Source organism: Simiduia aestuariiviva, assembly GCF_014192475.1.
Classification (GTDB): domain Bacteria; phylum Pseudomonadota; class Gammaproteobacteria; order Pseudomonadales; family Cellvibrionaceae; genus Simiduia; species Simiduia aestuariiviva.
Genome location: NZ_JACHXZ010000002.1, coordinates 458,382 through 481,290, shown reverse-complemented (window position 1 = coordinate 481,290; position 22,909 = coordinate 458,382). Strand labels below are relative to the sequence as shown.

The following is a 22,909-nucleotide window of genomic DNA, read 5'->3' as shown; positions in this document are numbered from 1 at the left end:
GCCTAAAGGCAGGAGATAAACATGGCCATTAAGAAGATTGTGGCAGCCAATATGCGGCGCGCATTGGACATCGCGCGCGAGCAGTTGGGTCCAGAGGCAATTATCTTGTCTACTCGACGGCACCCAGATGGCATTGAGCTAATGGCCACTGTCGAAGAGCCGGGTCAACTACCGGAGGAGCAGAGGGCATTTGCCGGTCAGAGGTCAGAGCCGGATGCCGCCGCGCCACTGAACAGCGACAACGCCTGGCAGCATCAGCATTCTGTGACTGAAGCCCTTAGCGATGCCGGATCAACGCCGCGTCCGGCTGCTCGCGCCAGCATGCCTAAACCCGAAGCCGGTCGAACGCTCTTCGGAGGCAAGACGGGACCTCAGCTCGCGGCGGAAATTGAGGCCGCTCGCAAGCGCATGCTCGCAGAGCGTGATCAGTCTGCTGAGGCAAAGGCGCCTGGCGGTGCGGAGGGCGATCTGTGGGCATCACAATTGCAAAACCGGGCTGTGTCAACGCCCGCGCCACAGCCAGTAGCGAAACAATCTGATCCTTCGGTAGAAATGGCGCGTTTGCACGAAGAACTCAGTGAAATGCGCGAGCTGTTGCGGTTACAGCTCGAGCAGGGGCAAAGCCCACAGACCCGATCCTCCAATCCTTTAGTCAAGCGCTTGGCGTCATTGGGGTTGCCAGAATTTCAATGTGAGCGGCTCGTGGCTTCCGTGGATACCGATCACCAGCCAGATAAAGCGTGGCCAGAGGCGCTTGCGTTGTTATCTCAACGTTTGCCCGTTTCCGGTCGAGATATTGTTGCCAGTGGCGGTGTTTATGCCTTTGTGGGGCCCACTGGGGTGGGTAAAACGACCACTTTGGCAAAGTTGGCGGTACGCCATGTGCTCGCCCATGGTCCGGAAGGACTGGCATTGGTAACTACCGACAACTACCGGCTTGCCGCCCATGAGCAAATTTCCTCACTGGGTCGGCTCTTGGGAGTGCCCGTCAAGGTGGTGGGTGATGGTGAATCGTTAGAGCAGGTCTTGGTAAACCTAAGCCACAAGCAGTTGGTGCTGATTGATACCGCGGGTTTGCGTCATGGCGATGCGCGCCTAAAGCGCCAATTAAATCAACTGCGCAGCGCGGGCAAGGTCAATAGCCTGTTGGTGTTGGCCGCCAACAGCCAGAGCCAAATGTTAAAGGCCAGCTATCATGCCTACGGAGCTGCCCACCCGGTGGCAACCATTTTAACTAAGCTGGATGAAACACCGTCTTTGGGTGAAGCGCTAGGTATGTTGATGCAGCAGCGTATGCCGTTGGCGTATACCACCGATGGGCAGGAGATTCCCGCCGATATTCAGGTTGCAAAGGGCCATCAGATCGTGGCTAAAGCAGCTAAGAGCGCCGTTTCGGCAGTGCCTGAGCGAGCGAGCCAAAGCGCGCAACAAAGTGCCCTGCAGGTTCAGGCCGAGCAACTATAATCAAGGCAGGTATATTTGTGGGAGTCATCATGGGGCACCATCCAGTTCAGGTCATTGCAGTTACCGGCGGTAAAGGTGGTGTTGGTAAAAGCAACATTTCGGTCAATATGAGCATCGCGCTGGCCCAGCTGGGGCGGCGGGTAATGCTGCTTGACGCCGATTTAGGCCTCGCCAATGTGGATGTCCTGCTGGGCATTCGAGCCAATAAAACCCTAGCTGATGTGCTGTCTGGCGAATGCGAGCTGCGCGATGTGCTTATTCAAGGGCCGGGCGGCATTCGCATCGTGCCAGCCTCCTCTGGGGTGCAGCAGATGGCCAGTTTAACCCGCCAACAGCATGGGGCTTTGATTCGCGCGTTCAGCGATGTCTCCGACCAGCTAGATGTCTTGGTTGTGGATACCGCTGCGGGTATTAGCGATACGGTGGTGAGTTTTGTGCGGGCCGCGAACGAGGCGTTGGTGGTCGTGTGCGATGAGCCCTCATCAGTCACTGACGCCTATGCGCTGATTAAGCTCTTGCATCGAGATGCGGGCATGCAGCGCTTTCGGGTTGTGGCCAATATGACCCGCACCGCGACGGAAGGCAAAAAATTGGTACAGCGCCTCCAGCTGGTGTGCGACAAATTCTTGGATGTGGCGTTGCAATTTGAGGGCGCTATTCCCTTTGACGAAAATGTTAGAAAAGCGGTCCAGCACCAGCGAGCATTGATTGACTATGCACCGCAAGCCAAGGCGTCCAGTGCTATACGGGCGCTGGCAGAGCGGGTATCACAGTGGCCGCTGCCCACGGCGGCCACAGGAAACCTCGAGTTCTTTGTTGAACGCCTACTGGAAACCTCAGAAGCGGGCGCCTAACGATGGCAGCAGTAGAGGGATTAGCCATGTATGACGAGGCCAGCCGCAAAGCGGATCAACAGATATGCATAGAAGACTATGCACCGTTGGTAAAGCGGATTGCCTACCACTTAATGCTAAAGATGCCTGCCAGTGTGCTGGTGGACGATTTGATCCAAGCCGGAATGATTGGGTTGCTAGAGGCATCGCAAAAGTTCGATGCCAGCAAGGGCGCGAGCTTTGAGACTTATGCCGGAATTCGGATTCGCGGTGCCATCATGGATGAAACCCGCAAAGGTGACTGGGTGCCGCGCTCGGTACATCGCAATGCGCGCAAGATCAGCAAGGCCATAGGGCAGCTGGAAGGCCAGCTGGGTCGCGAGGCAAGTGAAAAAGAGATCTCTGAGTCTCTAGAGATGACCTTGGAGGAATACCGTGCCATTTTGCAGGATACCTCGAGCGCTCGTTTGTTCAGCTATGAGGAGTCTGCCAGCGACGATGAATCGCGCCCAGAGAAGCCGACATCTATCGGGCTGGAAGCGCCAACGGATGCCTTTGAGCGAGATGCACTTAAGCAATCACTGGCGCAGGCGATAACCCAATTGCCAGAGCGAGAGCAGCTTGTGCTTTCCCTCTATTATGACGAAGAGCTAAATCTAAAAGAGATTGGTCAAATACTGGGCGTCAGTGAATCTAGGGTATCGCAGATTCATTCTCAGGCCGCTGCCCGGTTAAAAGCTAAGCTATCTGGTTGGACTGGGACACCTGATTAGATCAGACAGTAATTAATTGGTCTATTTTATGACTAAAACTGGCTAGTAGTATTCCAGCTACTAGACTGAAGATTAACGGAGTCCGGCAGTTACGACGGAGGTTGCTTTGGACAAAAACATGAAGATCCTGATTGTTGATGATTTCTCGACCATGAGACGCATCATCAAGAACCTATTGCGCGATCTTGGGTTCAGCAATACTCAGGAGGCGGATGACGGTGCGACCGCACTCCCAATGTTAAAAGCCGGCGATTTTGACTTTCTGGTAACTGACTGGAATATGCCGGGCATGACAGGTATTGAACTGCTAAAGCAGGTTCGCGCAGACGAGAAATTGGCAGCTCTGCCAGTGTTGATGGTGACGGCTGAAGCTAAGCGCGACCAGATCATTGAGGCCGCTCAGGCAGGCGTTAGTGGCTACGTGGTTAAGCCCTTTACAGCACAGGTACTCAAAGAAAAGATCGATAAGATTTTTGAGCGCGTGGGTTAACACAGACAGCAGCAAAGGTGCCCATGGATAGCCAATCGGACGCACAGGGCAATCAAGAGTTCGTGGCAGAGCTCCGCGATTGCGCGACAATTCTTATTGAAAAGCTCGAAGGCGACAAGTTTGATGAAGCCTCTGCGCTAATCGAGCAAATCATTTCCAGCCGGGATCGCCACCTTTTTAATAAGGTGGGCAAGCTCACGCGTGGCCTGCACACAGCAATTAAAAACTTCAATGTCGATGGTCCCCTATCACAAGACGACAACCTTACCGATGCCAGTGATCGGCTGAACTACGTGCTCAAGCTGACACAGGATGCAGCCAATAAAACCATGGATAAGGTAGAGGCATCTGCACCTATCGCAATGGATTTAGGGCATGAGGCGAAGGCCCTAAAAGAGCAGTGGCAGGCGTTAATTCGGCGAGAGCTAAGCGCCGATGATTTCCGCGATTTGTATCGAAGAATTGAAACATTTTTGGACCAAATGGAAGCCGGTGCCGGCGCCCTGAACGGAAATTTGCAAGATATTATTCTCGAGCAGGGATATCAAGATCTCACCGGCCAGGTGTTAAAGAAGGTCATTGACCTTGTGGCGGACGTTGAAACTAGCTTGGTTGATCTCATGCGAATCGCCAGTCAGGTAGAGGAAATTACAGGAATTCAAAAACCCGTCGATAACATGGGAGCTAGCGGCGCTTCCAATACCGCCGGTGAAGGTCCACAAATCCACGCAGACAAGCGTGTCGATGTGGTTTCAGGCCAAGATGATGTGGATGACTTGTTATCCAGTCTTGGCTTTTGATGAAGAACAGCTGCCAGTTTAAGGAGCGCTGAATGGGTTTTGGCGATGACGAAGATATCTTGCAAGACTTCCTGGTGGAAGCCGGGGAGATATTGGAAAAATTGTCGGAACAGCTCGTTGAGCTGGAGCGTCAGCCAGATGACAAAGATCTGCTAAACGCTATTTTCCGTGGCTTCCACACGGTCAAAGGGGGCGCGGGATTTCTTCAATTGGGCCCAATGGTAGATTGCTGCCACGTCACAGAAAATCTTTTTGATATCTTGCGGACCGGTAAGCGAGCAGTCACGCCCGAACTCATGGACGTGGTGCTGCAAGCGCTGGATGCGGTAAATCTCCAGTTTGATCAGGTACAACAACGAGAACCGACGACACCGGCGAACCCTGAATTACTTCACCAACTTGAGCGTCTGGTTAATTTAGAAGACTTGAATGATCCTGCACCAGAGCCCAGTCAGACGCCTGAGGCAGCACCCGAGCCCGCTGCCGAAGCGCCCGTCGCTGGTGAGGACATCACCGATTCCGAATTTAATGAGCTGCTAGACGCTATTGCGCCGCCAGGATCTGACGCCGCACCTTCGCCCAGTGCGCCCGCAGCTTCGGGCAATGACGACATTAGCGACGATGAATTTGAAGCGTTGCTGGATGAGCTCCACGGTCAGGGCAAAGGCCCGAGCGCTGCTACACCAAGCGCTGCGCCAGCACCGGCTCCGGCGGGCAGTGGTGACGAAATTAGCGAAGATGAATTTGATGCCTTGCTCGATCAACTGCATGGCAAAGGTAAAGGGCCAGGCGTCGGCTCACCGCCTCCAGCACCAAAAGCAGCCGCCGCTGCAGGTGGTGGTTCAGGCGACAAAATTACCGATGATGAATTTGAAGCACTACTAGACGAATTGCACGGGAAGGGTAAAGGGCCAACTGTCGCAAGCACACCTGCAGCGGCACCGAAACCTACACCAGCGCCCGCGCCATCACCGACTCCCCAGCCAGCGCCAGCGGCAAAACCGGCGCCCGCCGCCGCGCCCGCTGCGAAAGCGGCGAGTCCAGCGCCGGCAGCTAGGCCTGCTGCTGCACCCGTTAAAGCGGCTGGTAAAGACGCGCCACCACCACCTGCGGCCGAAACCACGGTGCGCGTTGACACCCAGCGGCTCGATGACATCATGAATATGGTGGGTGAGTTGGTCTTGGTGCGTAATCGTTTGGTGCGGCTCGGTCTAAATACCAACGATGAAGCGCTCAGTAAAGCTGTGAGCAATCTCGATGTGGTCACTGCAGACTTGCAGACCTCAGTGATGAAGACGCGAATGCAGCCCATTAAGAAGGTATTTGGCCGCTTCCCGAGAGTGGTGCGCGATCTCGCGCGCAATCTGAAGAAAGAAATCAACCTCGAGTTACAGGGTGAAGAAACTGATTTAGACAAAAATCTAGTGGAAGCGCTCGCAGATCCACTGGTTCACCTGGTAAGAAATTCTGTAGATCACGGGATTGAATTGCCGGATGTCCGTGAACAAAAGGGCAAGCCACGGCTGGGGAAGGTCATTCTAGCTGCCGAGCAGGAAGGCGACCACATATTGCTTTCGATTACGGATGATGGCGGCGGGATGGACCCTGATAAACTCCGTGAAAAAGCTGTTGAGAAAGGTATTTTAGACGAAGATGCAGCCCAGCGTTTATCTGATCCAGAGGCGTTCGCTCTCATTTTCGCCCCAGGATTTTCCACGAAAACTGAAATCTCCGATGTGTCTGGTCGGGGTGTTGGAATGGATGTTGTAAAGACCAAGATTACTCAGCTCAATGGCTCCATAGAAATACTTTCCAAATTGAATGAAGGCACGCGAATTATTATTAAGGTGCCGCTGACCTTGGCCATTATGCCAACGTTGATGATTATGTTAGGCAAGCAAACGTTTGCCCTGCCTCTGGTCAGTGTCAATGAAATTTTCCACATGGATTTAACTCGTATCAATGTGGTTGATGGTCAAGAGTGCGTAACGGTACGTGAAAAGGCAGTGCCGGTTTTCCATTTAAAGCGCTGGTTAGTTAAAGATGCTAAAAAAGAGCAGCAACCCAAGGAGGCGCATGTCGTCATCGTCAATGTGGGTACGCAGCGCATGGGGTTTGTGGTTGACCAATTGATTGGTCAGGAGGAGGTTGTGATTAAGCCTCTGGGTAAAATGCTTCAAGGCACCCCAGGGATGGCCGGCGCAACAATAACAGGCGACGGTACTATCGCCTTGATTTTGGATGTGCCCAGCATGCTAAAACGTTACGCTGGCCAAAAGCGATAGATGATGTCTGCCTCGCCTAATGCGCCAGAGTGTCGTGGTTTTCTGGCTTCAAATATATGTGGGGGCGCCAGTGACCATTAAGGTGCTCATAGTTGATGATTCCAATTTCTTTCAGCAACGGCTGAAAGAAATTATCGGCGCAAATTCAAAGTTTTCCGTAGTCGGTATAGCCGCCAATGGTCGGGAGGCTATTGAAAAAGCGCAAGCGTTAAAGCCAGACGTCATCACCATGGACTATGAAATGCCTATGATGGACGGCGTCACGGCCGTACGGCGTATCATGCAGGAAAATCCAACGCCTATTTTGATGTTTTCCTCTCTGACCTATGAGGGCGCGAGAACTACACTCGATGCACTTGAAGCGGGAGCGGTCGACTTCTTACCTAAGAACTTTTCAGAAGTGTCGCGTGATTCTGAGTCGCTTAAGCAAAAGCTGTATCAAAAAATTATTGCCATTGCCAAACCAAAGCGCGTTGTGACCGAGCCCCTGGCGCCGCAACCAAAACCTCAGATTCCCTTAAAGGGTAGAATTAAATTGGTGGTCATTGGCGCCTCAACGGGTGGACCGCTGGCCATGACAGACGTTTTAAAGCGTCTGCCTAAAGATTTCCCGGTACCCATCATATTAGTGCTGCATATGCCGGAGAATTTCACCCGAGCTTTTGCAGACCGATTGGACAAGCAATGTGAAATTCGCGTTAAAGAAGCTGCTAGTGGCGACAGTTTGCAGGCGGGTACTGCGTTGCTAGCACCCGGCGGTAAACAGCTATTACTCGAAAGTACCTATGGCCGCTCGGTGCAGATTATCGACGGTGATGATCGCGTCAATTACAAACCCTGCATTGATGTCACCTTTGCGAGCGCAGCAAAGGTGAGTGGGGATGCGGTTCTAGCGATTGTGATGACCGGTATGGGCAGTGACGGGAAAGAGGGTACCCGTTTATTGAAGCGCAGTGGCGCGCGGGTGTGGACACAGGATGAAGCCAGCTGCGTGATCTACGGAATGCCCCAGGCTGTGGTCCGGGAAGGCCTGTCTGATCGAATCGTAAAGCTTCAAGATATGAGCCAGTTCATGATTGAGGAATTGTAGTCATGGATATGCTGTCGATCTTGGGCGTTATCATCGGCTTTGCTGCGTTGTTAGGCGGTAATTTTTTAGAGGGCGGTACATGGAGCAGCCTGCTCAATGGCCCGGCTGCGTTGATAGTAATTGGTGGTACCTTAGGCGCCGCTATTTTGCAAACGCCAAAGGCCCGTTTAGCGCGCTCGTTAAAGTTACTGCCGTGGGTAGTATCTCCGCCGCCAACGCCCTTTGGTGATGGCGTTCAGCGAGTCATTAAGTGGGCGATGGCCGCCCGAAAAGAGGGGCTGTTAGGGCTTGAATCTTTATCTGAAACTGAGCGAGATCAGTTTTCCCGCAAGGGTTTGCAATTGCTAGTAGATGGCGCTGAGCCGGAAGATATTCGTCGCGTGTTAGAAAATGACCTTATTTTAATGGAAGGCAGAGATGTTGACGCAGTGCGTTTTTACGAGAGCATGGGCGGTTACGCACCAACCATCGGAATTTTGGGCGCTGTCATGGGGTTGATCTCTGTGATGCAAAATCTAGCGGACCCATCCCAGCTAGGGCCAGGCATTGCCGTAGCCTTTGTGGCCACAATTTACGGCGTGGCATTTGCGAATCTGCTGCTCATTCCGGTGGCGAACAAGCTTTCAATGTGTGTGCAGGAACAAAGCCGTTACCGCGAGTTGCTATTGGAAGGCATTGTGGCGATTGCTGAGGGGGAAAATCCCCGCGCTATTGAGATGAAACTCAATGGCTATGTGTTGTCTTAGAGGGCGATGCAATGGCCCGACGGCGCACAACCCACCTAGCTGTTAATCATGAACGCTGGTTAGTCTCCTACGCGGATTTTATCACTTTGCTGTTTGCGTTCTTTGTGGTTATGTATTCCGTGTCGCAGGTATCCGAAACAAAATATCGCGTGCTCTCCGACACCCTGGTCAGCACCTTTAAATTTCAGTCGCAAACCTTAAATCCCATTCAGGTGGGGCAGCCCAGTGTAAGCAGTGACCCCTCTGTTATTGAAAGTGAGCCTCAAAAAACCGGTGAGGAGCCCGGAGATGGTCCTTTTGAGCGGGAAACAGATTTGCCGCACATGGCTGAAAATTTACGTCAAACGTTGTCTGACTTGATCGATAAGCAGCTTGTGGATATTAAAAGTAACGAATATTGGCTGGAAATAACTTTGAGCAGCAATGTGTTGTTTCCCTCGGGCAGTGCAAACCCTAATCGCGATGCGCAGACAATATTCGCTGAGATTGCCAGGCATCTTTCAAGTACCGGTAATCCCATTCAAGTTGAAGGCTACACTGATGATGAACCCATTCGGACAGACCGCTTTCCGAGTAACTGGGAGCTGTCGGCCGCGCGCGCCAGTGCGGTCGTTAAATTGCTGCAAGCAGCACAAATAGCCCCAACTCGGCTATCGGCGGTGGGCTATGGAGAATTTCAGCCAATTGCCGATAACTCTACTGAGGCTGGCCGGGCACAAAATCGGCGCGTCGTATTAATGGTTGCAAAGACAAGTTTGGCCAGACCTACCAAGAGCATTGAGGGTGCAATCACAACCTTGACCGATTCGGGTAACTTCAGCCCGGTTTCGGAGCCGGACGGGCGCCCGGCGCAGAGTGGTGAATCCAGTGAACCTATAACAGTTGGGTCGCCGGAGGCGGCCACTGGGGCCATTACGCCGAGCGGCCTCAGAGCGATTAAACTAGAAAGTGGCGGGTTGCTGTTTACCGGTGACCCAGAAGGCCGCGGAACCGACACGGATTAATGGGGCAATTGCCCCGCAGACATCAGTCAAGAAATTGACAATTACCTGGATACTGAGTGGAAATTTGGAGTGTTGCCAATCAAAAGGGTGGAGTAGGCAAAACAACCACCGCTGTAACGCTGGCTGGCCTTTTGGCAGAGCAGGGCAAGCGGGTATTGCTGGTAGATTTAGACCCCCATGGATCGCTTTCGAGTTATTTTGGGCAGGATCCAGACCATCAGGCAAAAGGTGCATACACCTTGTTTCAGCAGAAAGATGAATTGTCTGCTGACGAGCTTCGCACGTTGTTGTGCAATACCCCCATTGAGAGTGCCTATCTATTGCCGGCGTCTACTGCGCTTGCCACATTGGAGCGACAAGCTATTGGTCGTGATGGCATGGGTTTAGTGGTCGGTAAGGCGCTAAAATTGATGTCATCGATAGTTGATATCGCAATAATTGACAGCCCTCCATTGCTTGGGATATTGCTTGTAAATGCCCTTGCTGCCTGCGACAGACTCGTGATTCCAGTACAAACGGAATTCTTGGCTCTCAAGGGATTAGAGAGAATGACTCATACCCTTACGATGATGGCAAGGTCGCGCAACCGAGCGCTGAACTTTGCCATTGTGCCAACTATGTTTGATCGACGCACTCAGGCCTCAGTGGCTAGCTTGCGTCACCTGCGTAACCACTACGGTGATAACGTTTTCCCGGGCCGCATTCCGGTGGATACTAAATTTAGAGATGCAAGCAAGGCGGGCCAGTATCCTCACGTGTTTTCACCGGACAGCCATGGCATTGATGCCTACCGCCAATGCTTGAAATGGCTCCAGGGTCAGGGGCAGGCGAGTTTGGAGCAGGTGTCGTGACTATCAATACACCCGAAGATTCCGTGTGTGATTATCTTGCTGCGCTCTTATATGAGGACGTGTCTGCCCCTGAAATGCCCCAAGCAGATGATTCTGGGGTGGACCTGAAGGATCAGGCAAGAGTTCTAGAAAATGGCGGCCGAGCTCACAACATCGAGCCCGCGAAGGTGCCCCAAGAGCCTGCAGATAGGGTACCAGTGAGTCAGGACTTGAAGGTAAATTCAGACTCTCCGACACGCGCGCCTGTGCCAACCTCTGTGCCCCGTACTACAAAGCCGTCAGGCAAAGCGCCGCAAAATGCGCCTGAGCAAGACGTCGCGCTGGTAGACCGAGAAAAGCTCAACCGTTTGTTAAGTAGTGCGCAACCGCAACTTTTGACGGCCCCTGTACCCACCCCGTTAAAAGAACCCACACCAGCGCTGATCCCAGAACCCATCGTCGAACCACAGGCTGCGGAGCAAGAACCAAATGTTGAGGTTGTTGAGCAGCACGAAGCCGCGATCGATCTGGACTGGCACGACAATGGCCGGCCGCACTGGGCCCAGGACCGATTCGATGTATTGCTATTTAAGGTCTATGGCCTAACGCTGGCAGTACCCTTGATTGCGCTCGGGCAGATTCAGCCGATCACTGAGGAATTGACCCCTCTGTTCGGCCAAGCCGATTGGTTTATGGGGTTACAACCGACCCCAATGGGACAGATTAAAACCGTTAATACCGCACTTTTCGTCATGCCTGAACGCTACGATGCCGAGTTCCTGAAAACCGCTAAATACGTCGTTTCAATAGATGGGTTGGAGTGGGGCTTGGCCGTGGATTCCGTACAGCAACCCAAATCCCTAGACCCGACGGATGTCAAATGGCGTACATCGAGGACGCAGCGTCCCTGGTTGGCGGGTACCATCAAGGCCCACATGTGTGCGTTGATCGACGTTCGAAATATGGGCGCGCTACTGATGGCGGCCGATAGAAATAAGAAAGGCTGAAATCACGCTCAGTCTGACTGGCATAGAAGCTGCTTTAATCTATATTAAATAGGCCGCCGCTAATATTTTGACGCTGCTTAGCCTGAGGAATTAAGAATGGCCACAAGCTCTACAAAAACAAAGTCAAGTGATGACCCGATTCTCCAGTGGGTGACGTTCAAGCTTGCGGGTGAAACCTATGGCATCAATGTAATGCAGGTTCAGGAAGTGCTGCGCTACTCAGAGATTGCGCCAGTGCCAGGTGCGCCATCCTACGTGTTGGGCATTATCAATCTCCGCGGCAACGTTGTTACTGTGATAGATACACGCCATAGATTTGGCTTAGAGTCTGGCGAAATAAACGACAATACGCGCATCGTCATCATTGAAGCCGATAACCATGTGGTTGGGATATTGGTCGACAGCGTCGCAGAAGTTGTCTATTTGAGACAGTCAGAAATTGAGACTGCTCCCAATGTCGGCAATGATGAAAGTGCAAAGTTCATCCAAGGCGTGTGCCACAAAAACAATGAACTATTAATCCTTATCGAGTTGAACAAGTTGTTGTCCGATGAGGAATGGCTGGATTTAGAAGATGTTTAATGCCGTAACGGCAGAGGTTTAGTTATGCAATCTATCATTTCGCAATTCACCTCACTGGAAGCCATCCTTGCTGGCGTCGTAATTATTAGCTGGGTGGCCGTGTCCGTTGCGCTGCTCAGTCTAATGCGGGTAAAGCGCCAAGAGGTGGCGGTGCGGGATGCGATGGAAGAGCTGAAGCAAACCGTGACCATTGGCAATAATGGTCTCATTGGGATGGGCCGAAAATTGCTAAGTATTGAAAAAAATATGCAGAGACAAAAACGAAATCAACTAAAAGAGCCGCAGAAGCCGGCTGCTGCGCCTGTTCCTCGAGCTTCAATAGTGAACATGGATTCACATTATCAGCAAGCCGGCGAAATGCTCGCTCAAGGATTGACGGCGGGGCAAGTGGCCAACGCCACCGGCATGTCGCAAGCAGAAGTACAGCTATTGGCGATGCTGCGTACTACAGCCACTGAGCCAGTGAGCTGAGTAGCATGCGTTGTGGTTTCTTAGTTGTATGGTTTCTTGCGCTGCAATCATGCAGTTTCGTGGAGATTGATAATACTTCTGAATTGCGCCATGGCAGTTCAAGTTTCGATGCGGAGGTGTTTGATTTAATTTCAGTAGGGCATACTGATCGCCAGTGGGTGTTGCGCTATATCGGGCATCCGGACCAAATTATTTCTCTCGATGACGGCGGCGAACAATTTATTTATCGGGTGGAGCGAAGGGCCAGCAAAGGTATTCGCGTGTTTCTCTTATTTGACCAGCGCGCTGTTGAATCGACACCAGAGTGGCACGTGGTTGCGTTTTCCCAGGGAGTGGTCGCTGATTATTGGCGGCGCACGCCCACGTTACCAGCTCAAAACAAACCCGATTCTACTGCCGTGGCATTACAATCCGTCCAGGGTGATACTTCACAGTCTGCTTCGACCAGCGCGACCTTAGACAATGCGAGTGCTACAGCAGGGCCGTTACCCGATGGTGCTACTAATGCCTTAGATGATGAAGGCGCTACGGTCGGCGACGACAGTAGCGAACAGCCTTAGTCAATTTTTCTACTGCTTGCATCAACTTGTGAGCCGTTTAGGTGTTTAGAATCTCTCCCCATTAAATACAAATACGCTGGCATTAATTCTCCCGGCGTTTTTACTGTGCTTGGGTTTTCTGCGGGGAAGGCTTTGGCGCGCATTTTAGTGCGGGTAGCGCCTGGGTTGATGCTGTTGGCCCTAACGGTGCTGGTACCATCCTCTTCATCAGCTAACGTCTGCATTAAATTTTCGCCGGCTGCTTTAGTCACAGCATAAGCGCCCCAATAGGCTCGGCCCTTATAGCCAACACTAGAGCCGGTGAATACGAGACTCGCGTCGTCGGATTTTCGAAGCAGCGGCAGCAGATGTTTACACATTAAAAAAGGTGCTGTGACATTGACCTGCATTAAGCGTTGCCATGTATCAATGGCGTAGTTTTGCAGCGGCGTGCGATCGCCCAGTTCGGCTGCATTAAACAGAATGCCATCCAGCTTGCCAAATGCGGCTTCGATGCGATTGCACATATCTATGTAGTCAGGTTCTGTGGCACCGAAAAAATCAATAGGGTATATGGCTGCCTCCGCAAGATTTTCATCTGCGATTTGGTCAAAAACATTTTCCAGTTTGGCCACTGTTTTCCCCATTAAAATCACAGTTGCACCGTGTCGAGCAAAGGTCAATGCCGCCTCTTTTCCGATGCCATCGCCAGCGCCAGTCACCGCGATGACCCGTTGCTCTAGAAGGTTTGCGGGTGCCTGATAATCCAGTGGGTTCATTCAAATCTCCATATGTCTATACGGTACTGTCGATAAAATCTTTAATGCTGGTAGCCAGCTGTTGAGGCGTGTGTACGATTTTGTCTGCGCCCCAATCCCCAAGATGTGTGTCGGGTGCGAGGTAACCGTAGCCTACGGCAATTGTGAACATCTGTGCATTTCGACCGGCCTCGATGTCGCGTTCATGATCGCCGCAATAGCCTAGTAGGGTGGACTCGCATGCTAGTGCTTTTGCTGCATGTAAAAGCGCTTCTGGTGCGGGTTTAGGTTGGCTGACATCGTCGCCACAAATCAAGCAGCCTGGCTTTAGATTAAGGCGCTCTATTAAAAGGGCAGCAAATCGTCGGTGTTTGTTTGTCACGATTCCCCACGGAGTGTCAGTGCTTTCACAGTGCGTTAAAAGTTGACCAAGGCCTTCATAAAGTTCACTGTGTCGCCCGATTTGCTGCTCGTAAACATCTAAAAATTGCGCTTGGAGTTGATGGAAGTCATCTTGCTCTCGATTGATGTTGAAGCTCACTTCCGTCAAGACTGCTGCGCCGCCATTTACCAGTGGCGCGATATCTGAAGCGGTCATGAGGGGGAGCTGTTTTGACGCGCGAAAATAATTGACTGTCGCTATAAAATCCTGAGCGGTGTCGACTAGTGTACCGTCTAGATCAAACAGAAAGCCTCGTTTAGTCATGGGGTTTGCGCGCGTGTACGAGGTAGTTAACGGAGACGTCGTGATCGTTTAGTCGATAGGTTTTGGTAATTGGGTTGTATACCATGCCCGTCATAGCAACGAGCTCCAGGCCCGCCGAGCGCATCCATTGGGCCAGTTCGGATGGCTTGATAAATTTACTGTATTCGTGCGTGCCTTTAGGCAGCAGCTTTAATAGGTATTCGGCTCCGAGGATGGCAAAAGCATAGCTTTTAGGATTTCGGTTTAGCGTCGAAAAATAAATGTCTCCGCCGGGCTTTGCCAAATTGGCACAGGCTTGAACCACGGAGCTAGGGTCTGGTACATGCTCTAACATTTCCAAGCAAGTAACTAAATCAAAGTGGTTTGGGTGATCTACTGCCATTGCCTCCGCTGTGATTTGTTGATATTGGATATCGAGCCCCGACTCAAGTGCATGGAGCTTGGCAACGGTCAGCGGGGCTTCGCCCATATCAATGCCGGTGACATTGGCGCCGCGTTGAGCGAGCGCTTCTGTCAAAAGGCCACCACCACAGCCAACATCGATATGCGCTTTGCCGGCCACAGGTGAGCGGCTATCAATAAAATTGGCACGCAGCGGATTGATGTCATGCAGGGGTTTAAATTCGGTATTGGGATCCCACCAGCGGGCTGCAAGTGCCTCAAATTTAGCAATTTCTGCGCTATCCACGTTGCCGGTTGTATGTCCTTCAGGTGCCATGAATGTCACTCATTTATCTGTGAAGCTTGATTTATGGTTGCCTGCCACTGTTTTGCGCGGGCGTGGATTGCGGCTGCATCAAGTGTAAGCAGTTGGCGCTCTCTGACGACCATTTTGCCGTCAACCCACACGTGGCTCACTTTGTGGGCACAGTCGGTATAGAGCAAGTGGGCGACGGGGTCATAAATGGGGCTAAATTGTAAATCATCTAGGGCGATCGCTGCGATATCTGCTCGTTTACCGATTGTTAGTGAGCCGGCAATGTCGTCGATTCCCAGTGCTTTGGCGCCGTTAAGTGTCGCCATTTTGAGCAGTGTATGGGCGCCCAAAACCGCAGGATCGCCGGCGCTGACCTTACCCAAGAGCGCTGCGGTCCGCATTTCCCCAAGCATGTTGAGGTCATTATTGCTCGCGCAACCATCGGTACCAATGCAGGTGTTAATGTCGGCGGCAAGTAGGGTTGCGGTGGGGCAGATGCCACTGGCAAGCTTCATGTTGCTCTCTGGGCAGTGAACTACATGGGCACCCGTGCGCTTCAGAATATTCATATCGGTTTCGTCAATTTGGGTCATATGCACGCACTGGGTCGTGTGTGTAAGAACTCCAAGAGATTCTAGACGCTCAGTGGGGCGCACCTTTAATGACGCTAGGCTGCTGGCCACTTCTTCGTCCGTTTCATGCAAATGGACTTGAATGGGCCGTTGATACTTGTCGGCTAAATCCACTAGGCGAGTGAATGTCTCATCGCCAACGGTGTAGGGTGCATGGGGGCCTAATGCCAAGCCTATGCGGTTGTGGTTGCTCAATTGTTGCAGCATGGATTCACCTTTGGCGAGGTACTCCTCAGGGGTGCTGGCCCAGGGGGTTGGAAAATCCATAATGGGTATGCATATCTGAGCTCGCATGCCGCTTTGTTCAACAGCTTCAATGGCGGCTTCGGGGAAAAAATACATGTCTGAGAAGCAGGTGGTGCCGCCGAGCAGCATTTCGGCAATAGCCAGTTCCGTACCGTCGCGCACGAAGGGCGCGGAGACGTGTTTACCTTCCGCGGGCCAGATATGCTCCTCTAGCCAGGGTTTTAGAGGCAGATCATCTGCGAATCCTCGCAATAAGCTCATCGCCGCATGACCGTGCGCGTTGATCAGTCCTGGAATGATCACATGTTCGGGCAAGTCCAGAGTCTCTTTGGCATTGAATTTGGCTGAGGCCTCATTGGTAGGGCAAATGTCTTCGATGCGGTCGCCCTTAATGGCAATGCTGTAGCCCTCTAGGATGGCGTCGCGGTCGATGTCTACTGGTGCAATCCAGCGTGCGCTGATTAAGGTGTCTACGTCGATTTTTGCCATAGTCTTTCTCGCCCCAAAAGGTGATGCGTTGCGCGGTGCTTAAAAAGCCGTCGAGCTGGTTAAAAAGTGTTCTTTTTGGTGGAGTTTTGTGTTCATTAACCCACCTGCGGACGGCAGTATAACCTTCAATGTAACTCCGTACAGCGGCAGTGCCTATGTCCTTGAAAATATGGTAGTATCCGGCGCTTATATGCGAGCTGGGTCGCCCTCAAAGGGGGGGCTAGCGTGCCTTGATCGGGTCTGATTGTGGGGGCAACCCCCCAGGTTAAAACTACAAAAAGGAAAGCTGTATTCCATGGGTGAATTAGCCAAAGAAATTTTGCCTGTCAACATCGAAGATGAGTTGAAGCAATCGTATCTAGATTACGCCATGAGCGTAATTGTGGGTCGTGCACTGCCCGATGTTAGGGACGGACTTAAGCCTGTACACCGCCGTGTGTTGTTCGCAATGAGCGAACTAAACAACGACTGGAACAAAGCCTATAAAAAATCTGCCCGTGTGGTTGGTGACGTGATCGGTAAATACCATCCCCATGGCGATTCGGCTGTCTACGACACTATCGTTAGGATGGCTCAGCCATTTAGTCTGCGCTACATGCTGGTAGACGGCCAGGGTAACTTTGGTTCCATTGACGGCGATTCAGCGGCAGCGATGCGATATACCGAAATTCGCATGGCTAAAATTGCCCATGATTTGTTGGCGGATCTCGATAAGGAGACCGTTGATTTCGTGCCCAATTACGATGGCACCGAATTAATTCCCGCGGTATTGCCCACGCGCATTCCGAACCTGCTCGTGAATGGCTCGTCAGGTATCGCCGTTGGTATGGCAACCAACATTCCACCGCACAACCTAACAGAGGTTGTTAAAGGGTGCTTGGCGTTAATCGATAATGAAGACATTACGATTGACGAGCTCATGGAATACATTCCGGGGCCAGACTTTCCCACTGCTGCGATTATCAATGGCCGTGCAGGTATCATCGAGGCTTATCGCACGGGCCGTGGTCGTATCTACATTCGCGCTCGCGCAGAAGTTCAGACCGATGAGAAGACAAATCGTGAACGCATTGTGATTCACGAAATTCCATATCAGGTTAACAAGGCGCGCTTAATCGAAAAGATTGCGGAGCTCGTTAAAGAAAAGAAGATTGAGGGTATCAGTGAGCTGCGCGACGAGTCTGACAAAGACGGCTTGCGCGTGGTCATCGAGCTGAAGCGTGGTGAAGTAGGCGAGGTAATCCTCAATAACTTGTATGCGCAAACGCAGCTGGAAAATGTATTTGGCATTAACATTGTTGCACTGGTAGATGGTCAGCCAAAAATCCTCAACCTGAAGGAGTTGCTGGTCCACTTTGTGCGCCATCGCCGTGAAGTGGTAACTCGCCGCACGGTATACCTTTTGCGCAAGGCGCGTGAGCGTGGCCACCTTTTGGAAGGTTTGGCCGTTGCTATTGCCAACATTGACCCCGTCATTGAGCTAATTAAGTCGTCGCCAACGCCTGCGGATGCTAAAGAGGCGTTGCTTGCGCGCGGATGGGAGTCGGCCAATATTGGTCAGTTTCTAGAGCGCGCAGGTAGTGATGCCTGCAGGCCAGATGGGTTGCCCGAGCAATTTGGTCTGCGCGACGACAAGTACTACCTGTCGCCCGAGCAAGCGCAAGCAATTTTGGAGTTGCGCCTGCATCGCTTGACCGGCATGGAGCACGATAAGCTATTGGCGGAGTACCAAGAAAAGCTCGAATTAATTGCAGGTTATTTGGAAATTCTGGGCTCGTCAGAACGCCTCATGGCGGTTATCCGTGAAGAGCTGGAGCAGGTAATTGCGGGCTTCGGTGATGAGCGACGTTCGGAAATTGTTACATCGCGCCGCGACTTAACTATTGAAGATTTGATTACTGAAGAAGACCGCGTGGTGACAATTTCCCATGGCGGTTATGCCAAAAGTCAGCCGCTTACAGACTATCAGGCGCAAAAGCGGGGTGGTCAAGGTAAGTCAGCTACCGCAGTTAAAGACGAGGACTTTGTTGAGCACTTATTGATCGCGAATACGCATACCACGCTGTTGATGTTTACCAATGCGGGTAAGGTGTATTGGATCAAGGTGTATCAAATACCGCTTGCGGGCCGACAGTCTCGCGGGCGCCCCGTCGTTAATTTGCTGCCGCTAGATGAGGGCGAGCGCATCACGTCTATCCTGCCAGTGCAAGAATATGATGATGACCACTTTATATTCATGGCAACCGCCAATGGTACCGTTAAGAAAACTGCGCTCACCCAGTTTTCCCGCCCACGCAGTGTCGGTTTGCGTGCGATCGAGCTAGACGAGGGCGATCAACTGGTGAAGACAGCCATTACAAATGGCGAATGCGATATTTTGCTTTTAGCCAGTAGTGGTAAAGCTGCTCGATTTAAAGAATCGGATGTCAGGGCAATGGGCCGTACCTCTCGTGGTGTGCGCGGAATTCGCCTGCACGAAGGGCAGTCCGTCGTTGGAATGATCGTTCCAGAGACCGAAGGTTTTGTGCTCACCGTGAGCGAGAAAGGCTACGGCAAGCGCACCGAAGTGGATGAGTTTCCCACGAAAGGCCGCGGCACACAGGGTGTCATCGCGATGTCCACCAGTGAACGCAATGGTCAATTAGTCGGTGCAGTTCAAGTGTTCGATGGCGAAGAAATTATGCTGATTTCTGATCAAGGGACATTGGTGAGAACGCGTGTCAACGAAGTGTCCGTACTCAGTCGAAATACACAGGGTGTTCGTCTAATCAAGGTGAAGGATGGCGAGCAGCTGGTCGGTGTTGAGCGCATTGAAGAATCCGATGAAGAGCAAGAAGTGTCTGAAGCGTCTGAAGAGTCATAGTGTCAGGCCTTTGGTGACTATTGAGTGGTAATTTATGGCTACCGAGAAGGAAGATATGCAGCGGCAATTGCTGGCGCTTCGCGATCGCATTGACGCAATTGACGAGCAAATCGGTAAGTTGATCAGCGAGCGAGCACGTTGTGCTCAATCCGTTGCTGAAGTTAAGAAGGCCAGTGGCGAGACGTTAGTTACATATTATCGGCCAGAGCGTGAAGCGCAGGTTTTGCGACGGGCGATGGAGCGCAATGAAGGGCCACTGGGTGACGAAGAAGTGGCTCGGTTATTTCGCGAAATAATGTCTGCCTGTTTGGCGCTTGAGGAGCCGATCAAGGTTGCATTTCTCGGTCCAGAAGGCACATTTACACAGCAGGCAGCCCTGAAACACTTTGGTAGTAGTGCAGTGACGCGACCAATGTCTGTTATTGATGAAGTGTTTCGTGAGGTGGAGGCAGGCGCTGTGAATTATGGCGTGGTGCCCGTAGAAAACTCCACTGAGGGTGTTGTTACCCACACCTTAGATAACTTCATTGGGTCAAATCTTAAAATTTGTGGTGAAGTGGAGTTGCGAATCCATCACCATTTAATGGTATCTGATGTCACCCATACCGACTCTATTACTCGAATCTATTCCCATTCCCAATCCTTGGCGCAATGTCGAAAGTGGTTAGACGCCCACTATCCGAAAGCTGAACGGATCGCCGTAAACTCCAACGCAGAAGCGGCAAAGCGAATTAAAGGCGAATGGAATGCAGCTGCAATTGCCGGTGAAATGGCTGCTGAATTGTATGGGTTGCAGGTATTATCTGAAAAAATAGAAGATGAGCCGGACAATTCCACGCGATTCTTGATCATCGGCACTGAGCAAGTCCCACCGAGTGGCGAAGATAAAACTTCTATTGTCGTGGCAGTTAAAAATTCGCCGGGTGCTTTACATGGCCTGCTCGAGCCCTTTCAGCGGCACAAAGTAGACTTAACGCGCGTTGAAACAAGACCCTCTCGAACAGGAGCGTGGACCTATGTGTTCTTTATTGATTTTAAAGGCCATGTTGATCAGCTGGCAGTGCAGAGTGCGCTGGCCGATGTTGCGGCGCAGGTGTCAGACCTTAAGGTGTTGGGTTCCTATCCAAAGGGCGTGTTGTAAGTGTCCGATAAATATACCAGCGGCCTTTGTCGGAAGGCTAGGTCGGGTAAGCTAAAACGTTTCAGGGGTATAGACGCTCCATACGAGGCTGCGAACTCGCCAGATTTGGTTTTAGATACTACGGCGCTCTGCATTCCTCAGAGTGTTGATGCCCTAGTAAAGGTTATGACCGAAAAGGGCCTTATCTCGGAACGCGTGGGGCTGTCGTGTGACTCCTGATGGGTTGGCTGTCAAAAAGCTGGTTGTTGTTGGGGTGGGGTTAATCGGGTCCAGTCTGGCGGCAGCTCTAAAGGCGGCAAATGCTTGCACAGAAGTCATTGGGGTGGATCGGCGCACAGCCACAATTAAAACCGCGCTGGGGCTTGGTGTTATTGATCGTGGCGTGCAAGCCCTTGCAGAGCTTGGGGACGAGTTGGGCTCTGGCGATGTTGTGTTTGTGGCGGTGCCAACGCTTAGCGTTGAAGTGGTGCTTCAGCAATGTTGTGAACATCTCAGTTCGGAAGTCACTATTACAGATGGTGCTTCTGTAAAAGGTAGTGTGGCAGAGGCGGCGCGACGTATTTATGGCGAGCTTCCGCCTCAGTTAGTGCTGGGGCATCCCATTGCAGGTTCAGAGAAAAGTGGGGTGGCGGCTGTAAACCCAGACCTCTACCGCGACCATAGAATAATACTAACCCCGGAATCACTTACCGACCCGTTACACATTGAGCGCGTTGAGCGTATGTGGAGCGCGGTAGGGGGGCTAGTGATGAAAATGCCCATAGCATTGCATGACGATATTTTAGCGTCGACCAGTCATTTGCCGCATGCGATTGCATTTTCGTTAGTGGATACCTTGGCGCATGATTCTGAAAATGAAGACATTTTCAAATATGCCGCGGGTGGATTTCGTGATTTCACACGGATTGCCTCAAGTGATCCGGTCATGTGGCACGATATAATGCGCGCGAATCGCGCCAGTGTTTTGGAGGCGATCGATTTATTTTCTGCAAACTTGAATCGTTTGCGTAGAGCTATCGCATCAGATGATAGCGAATATATGCTCGGTGTGTTCACGCGAGCAAAAGAAGCGAGAGATCATTTTACTCGATTAATAAATAAACAGGCGTTTGTTCCCAAAATGCAAAATAGAGAAGTCACATTCGAACTACAACCTGGTGGACAGGTTAAAGGCAAAATTCGCGTGCCAGGCGATAAATCCATGTCCCATCGCTCGATCATGCTGGGCTCCCTAGCCACGGGGGTGACCGAGGTAGACGGTTTCTTGGAGGGTGAAGACGCTTTGGCAACACTGCAAGCGTTTCGCGATATGGGGGTTGTAATTGAGGGCCCAAATAACGGCAAAGTAAAGATACATGGCGTGGGGCTTTATGGCCTACAAAAGCCAGCAGGACCGCTATATGTGGGTAACTCTGGCACCTCTATGCGTTTGTTAGCCGGTATTCTTGCGGGGCAATCCTTTGATTCTGTATTGATTGGTGATGAGTCACTGTCGCAGCGGCCCATGAACCGTGTTGTTAAGCCTTTGCAGTTGATGGGAGCGTCGATAACCGCAGGTGGCGATAAGGGCTTGCCCCCCGTTGTAATCCAGGGGGGCGCTAAGTTGACTGGGTTGCATTATGAACTGCCAATGGCTTCTGCGCAGGTAAAGTCCTGCCTTTTACTCGCCGGTTTGTATGCCAATGGTTCAACCACAATCGTAGAGCCTGCGCCAACTCGGGATCACACTGAGCGCATGTTGCGCGGCTTTGGCTATCAGGTGAAGAGTGAGGGCAATACGGCGTCCTTAGTTTCGGGTGGCCAGCTTTTGTCGGCCAAAATTGATGTCCCAGCCGATATATCTTCCGCTGCATTTTTTTTGGTGGCAGCGTCTATTACGCCGGGCAGTGATTTGACGTTAACTCATGTAGGTATGAACCCAACACGTATTGGAGTAATCAATATTCTGCGTGAAATGGGTGCTCACATTGAAATAACGGATGAAGCTGTTGTGGGGGGCGAGCCCGTTGCGAACCTACACGTTAAATATGCACCGTTGCACGGCATTGAAATACCTGAAGATCAAGTGCCTTTGGCAATTGACGAATTTCCGGTGCTTTTTATTGCGGCCAGTTGTGCAAAGGGTCGAACTGTATTGCGCGGCGCAGAGGAGTTACGTGTTAAGGAAAGCGATAGAATTCAGGTGATGGTGGACGGTTTAGTGGCATTAGGCATAAGCGCGACACCAACACCTGATGGTGCAATTATTGAGGGCGGGACACTGGGAGGGGGCGTTGTGGAAAGTCACGGCGACCATCGCATTGCAATGGCGTTTTCAGTTGCCTCGCTCAGAGCGACAGCGCCGATAAAGATATTGAATTGTGCAAATGTGGCAACATCGTTTCCAAATTTTGGGGAACTTGCAACGCAGGTCGGCATGCAGTTGGCGCACAGTTAAGTTAATTAATTTGGAGGCAATTTATT

22 protein-coding genes are annotated in these 22,909 nt (G+C 51.7%); 18 read left to right on the top strand and 4 right to left on the bottom strand.

Features of this window, described 5'->3' with window-relative positions:
- The first annotated feature begins 21 nt into the window (after positions 1-21).
- The 14 genes from flhF to FHS30_RS07720 all read left to right on the top strand — a co-directional run bounded on the left by flhF (position 22) and on the right by FHS30_RS07720 (position 12,935).
- Positions 22-1,464 carry a flagellar biosynthesis GTPase FlhF gene (gene flhF / locus FHS30_RS07785; protein WP_183909889.1) on the top strand — a complete coding sequence of 481 codons (1,443 nt, stop codon included), beginning with the start codon at positions 22-24 and terminating at the stop codon, positions 1,462-1,464.
- Positions 1,465-1,493: 29 nt separating this feature from the next.
- Positions 1,494-2,318 carry a MinD/ParA family protein gene (locus FHS30_RS07780; protein WP_183909888.1) on the top strand — a complete coding sequence of 275 codons (825 nt, stop codon included), beginning with the start codon at positions 1,494-1,496 and terminating at the stop codon, positions 2,316-2,318.
- Positions 2,319-2,320: 2 nt separating this feature from the next.
- Positions 2,321-3,070, top strand: coding sequence for an RNA polymerase sigma factor FliA (locus tag FHS30_RS07775; protein WP_183909887.1), 750 nt, complete (start codon positions 2,321-2,323; stop codon positions 3,068-3,070).
- Between the two features lie 106 nt (positions 3,071-3,176).
- Positions 3,177-3,560, top strand: coding sequence for a chemotaxis response regulator CheY (cheY, locus tag FHS30_RS07770; RefSeq protein WP_183909886.1), 384 nt, complete (start codon positions 3,177-3,179; stop codon positions 3,558-3,560).
- 23 nt (positions 3,561-3,583) lie between these two features.
- Positions 3,584-4,360, top strand: a complete 777-nt coding sequence (locus FHS30_RS07765; RefSeq protein ID WP_183909885.1) for a protein phosphatase CheZ — start codon at positions 3,584-3,586, stop codon at positions 4,358-4,360.
- 32 nt (positions 4,361-4,392) lie between these two features.
- A complete protein-coding gene (locus tag FHS30_RS07760) occupies positions 4,393-6,645 on the top strand; it encodes a chemotaxis protein CheA (RefSeq protein WP_183909884.1) in 2,253 nt (750 codons plus the stop codon).
- Positions 6,646-6,715: 70 nt separating this feature from the next.
- Entirely contained in the window at positions 6,716-7,735 is a 1,020-nt protein-coding gene (locus FHS30_RS07755; RefSeq protein WP_183909883.1) for a chemotaxis-specific protein-glutamate methyltransferase CheB, read from the top strand.
- 2 nt (positions 7,736-7,737) lie between these two features.
- On the top strand, positions 7,738-8,481 hold the full coding sequence (locus FHS30_RS07750; RefSeq protein ID WP_183909882.1) for a flagellar motor protein: 744 nt from the start codon (positions 7,738-7,740) through the stop codon (positions 8,479-8,481).
- Positions 8,482-8,492: 11 nt separating this feature from the next.
- Entirely contained in the window at positions 8,493-9,485 is a 993-nt protein-coding gene (gene motD / locus FHS30_RS07745; protein ID WP_183909881.1) for a flagellar motor protein MotD, read from the top strand.
- A 56-nt stretch (positions 9,486-9,541) separates the two neighbouring features.
- Complete coding sequence (locus tag FHS30_RS07740; protein WP_183909880.1) at positions 9,542-10,336, top strand: AAA family ATPase; 795 nt, start codon at positions 9,542-9,544, stop codon at positions 10,334-10,336.
- Positions 10,333-11,322 (top strand): chemotaxis protein CheW, encoded by a 990-nt coding sequence (locus FHS30_RS17140; RefSeq protein ID WP_343048942.1) that lies wholly within the window; start codon positions 10,333-10,335, stop codon positions 11,320-11,322. Before FHS30_RS07740 ends, FHS30_RS17140 begins: the two co-directional genes overlap by 4 nt.
- Before the next feature lie 96 nt (positions 11,323-11,418).
- Positions 11,419-11,904 carry a chemotaxis protein CheW gene (locus tag FHS30_RS07730; protein ID WP_183909879.1) on the top strand — a complete coding sequence of 162 codons (486 nt, stop codon included), beginning with the start codon at positions 11,419-11,421 and terminating at the stop codon, positions 11,902-11,904.
- A gap of 24 nt (positions 11,905-11,928) precedes the next feature.
- Positions 11,929-12,375, top strand: a complete 447-nt coding sequence (locus FHS30_RS07725) for a DUF2802 domain-containing protein (protein WP_183909878.1) — start codon at positions 11,929-11,931, stop codon at positions 12,373-12,375.
- A 59-nt stretch (positions 12,376-12,434) separates the two neighbouring features.
- Positions 12,435-12,935, top strand: coding sequence for a hypothetical protein (locus FHS30_RS07720; protein WP_183909877.1), 501 nt, complete (start codon positions 12,435-12,437; stop codon positions 12,933-12,935).
- Here the strand turns inward: FHS30_RS07720 and FHS30_RS07715 are convergent.
- Genes FHS30_RS07715 through FHS30_RS07700 form a run of 4 tightly spaced genes read right to left on the bottom strand, consistent with a single transcriptional unit; the run spans position 12,932 to position 16,442 of the window.
- A complete protein-coding gene (locus FHS30_RS07715) occupies positions 12,932-13,693 on the bottom strand; it encodes a YciK family oxidoreductase (protein ID WP_183909876.1) in 762 nt (253 codons plus the stop codon). The two genes, FHS30_RS07720 and FHS30_RS07715, sit on opposite strands and share 4 nt — an antisense overlap.
- A gap of 16 nt (positions 13,694-13,709) precedes the next feature.
- Entirely contained in the window at positions 13,710-14,378 is a 669-nt protein-coding gene (locus FHS30_RS07710; protein WP_183909875.1) for an HAD family hydrolase, read from the bottom strand.
- Positions 14,371-15,096 carry a bifunctional 2-polyprenyl-6-hydroxyphenol methylase/3-demethylubiquinol 3-O-methyltransferase UbiG gene (ubiG, locus tag FHS30_RS07705; RefSeq protein ID WP_183909874.1) on the bottom strand — a complete coding sequence of 242 codons (726 nt, stop codon included), beginning with the start codon at positions 15,094-15,096 and terminating at the stop codon, positions 14,371-14,373. Before ubiG ends, FHS30_RS07710 begins: the two co-directional genes overlap by 8 nt.
- Positions 15,097-15,101: 5 nt before the next feature.
- On the bottom strand, positions 15,102-16,442 hold the full coding sequence (locus tag FHS30_RS07700; protein WP_183909873.1) for a TRZ/ATZ family hydrolase: 1,341 nt from the start codon (positions 16,440-16,442) through the stop codon (positions 15,102-15,104).
- Positions 16,443-16,737: 295 nt separating this feature from the next.
- On the opposite strand from FHS30_RS07700, the gene gyrA reads away from it, so the two are divergent.
- Genes gyrA through FHS30_RS07680 form a run of 4 tightly spaced genes read left to right on the top strand, consistent with a single transcriptional unit; the run spans position 16,738 to position 22,883 of the window.
- The gene (gene gyrA / locus FHS30_RS07695) at positions 16,738-19,305 is read left to right on the top strand and encodes a DNA gyrase subunit A (RefSeq protein WP_183909872.1); all 2,568 of its coding nucleotides are present in this window, start codon (positions 16,738-16,740) and stop codon (positions 19,303-19,305) included.
- A 34-nt stretch (positions 19,306-19,339) separates the two neighbouring features.
- The gene (pheA, locus tag FHS30_RS07690) at positions 19,340-20,446 is read left to right on the top strand and encodes a prephenate dehydratase (RefSeq protein WP_183909871.1); all 1,107 of its coding nucleotides are present in this window, start codon (positions 19,340-19,342) and stop codon (positions 20,444-20,446) included.
- On the top strand, positions 20,447-20,665 hold the full coding sequence (locus FHS30_RS17445) for an adenylyl-sulfate kinase (RefSeq protein ID WP_183909870.1): 219 nt from the start codon (positions 20,447-20,449) through the stop codon (positions 20,663-20,665). It begins immediately after the preceding gene.
- On the top strand, positions 20,655-22,883 hold the full coding sequence (locus FHS30_RS07680; RefSeq protein WP_343048941.1) for a bifunctional prephenate dehydrogenase/3-phosphoshikimate 1-carboxyvinyltransferase: 2,229 nt from the start codon (positions 20,655-20,657) through the stop codon (positions 22,881-22,883). Before FHS30_RS17445 ends, FHS30_RS07680 begins: the two co-directional genes overlap by 11 nt.
- The last annotated feature ends 26 nt before the right edge of the window (positions 22,884-22,909 follow it).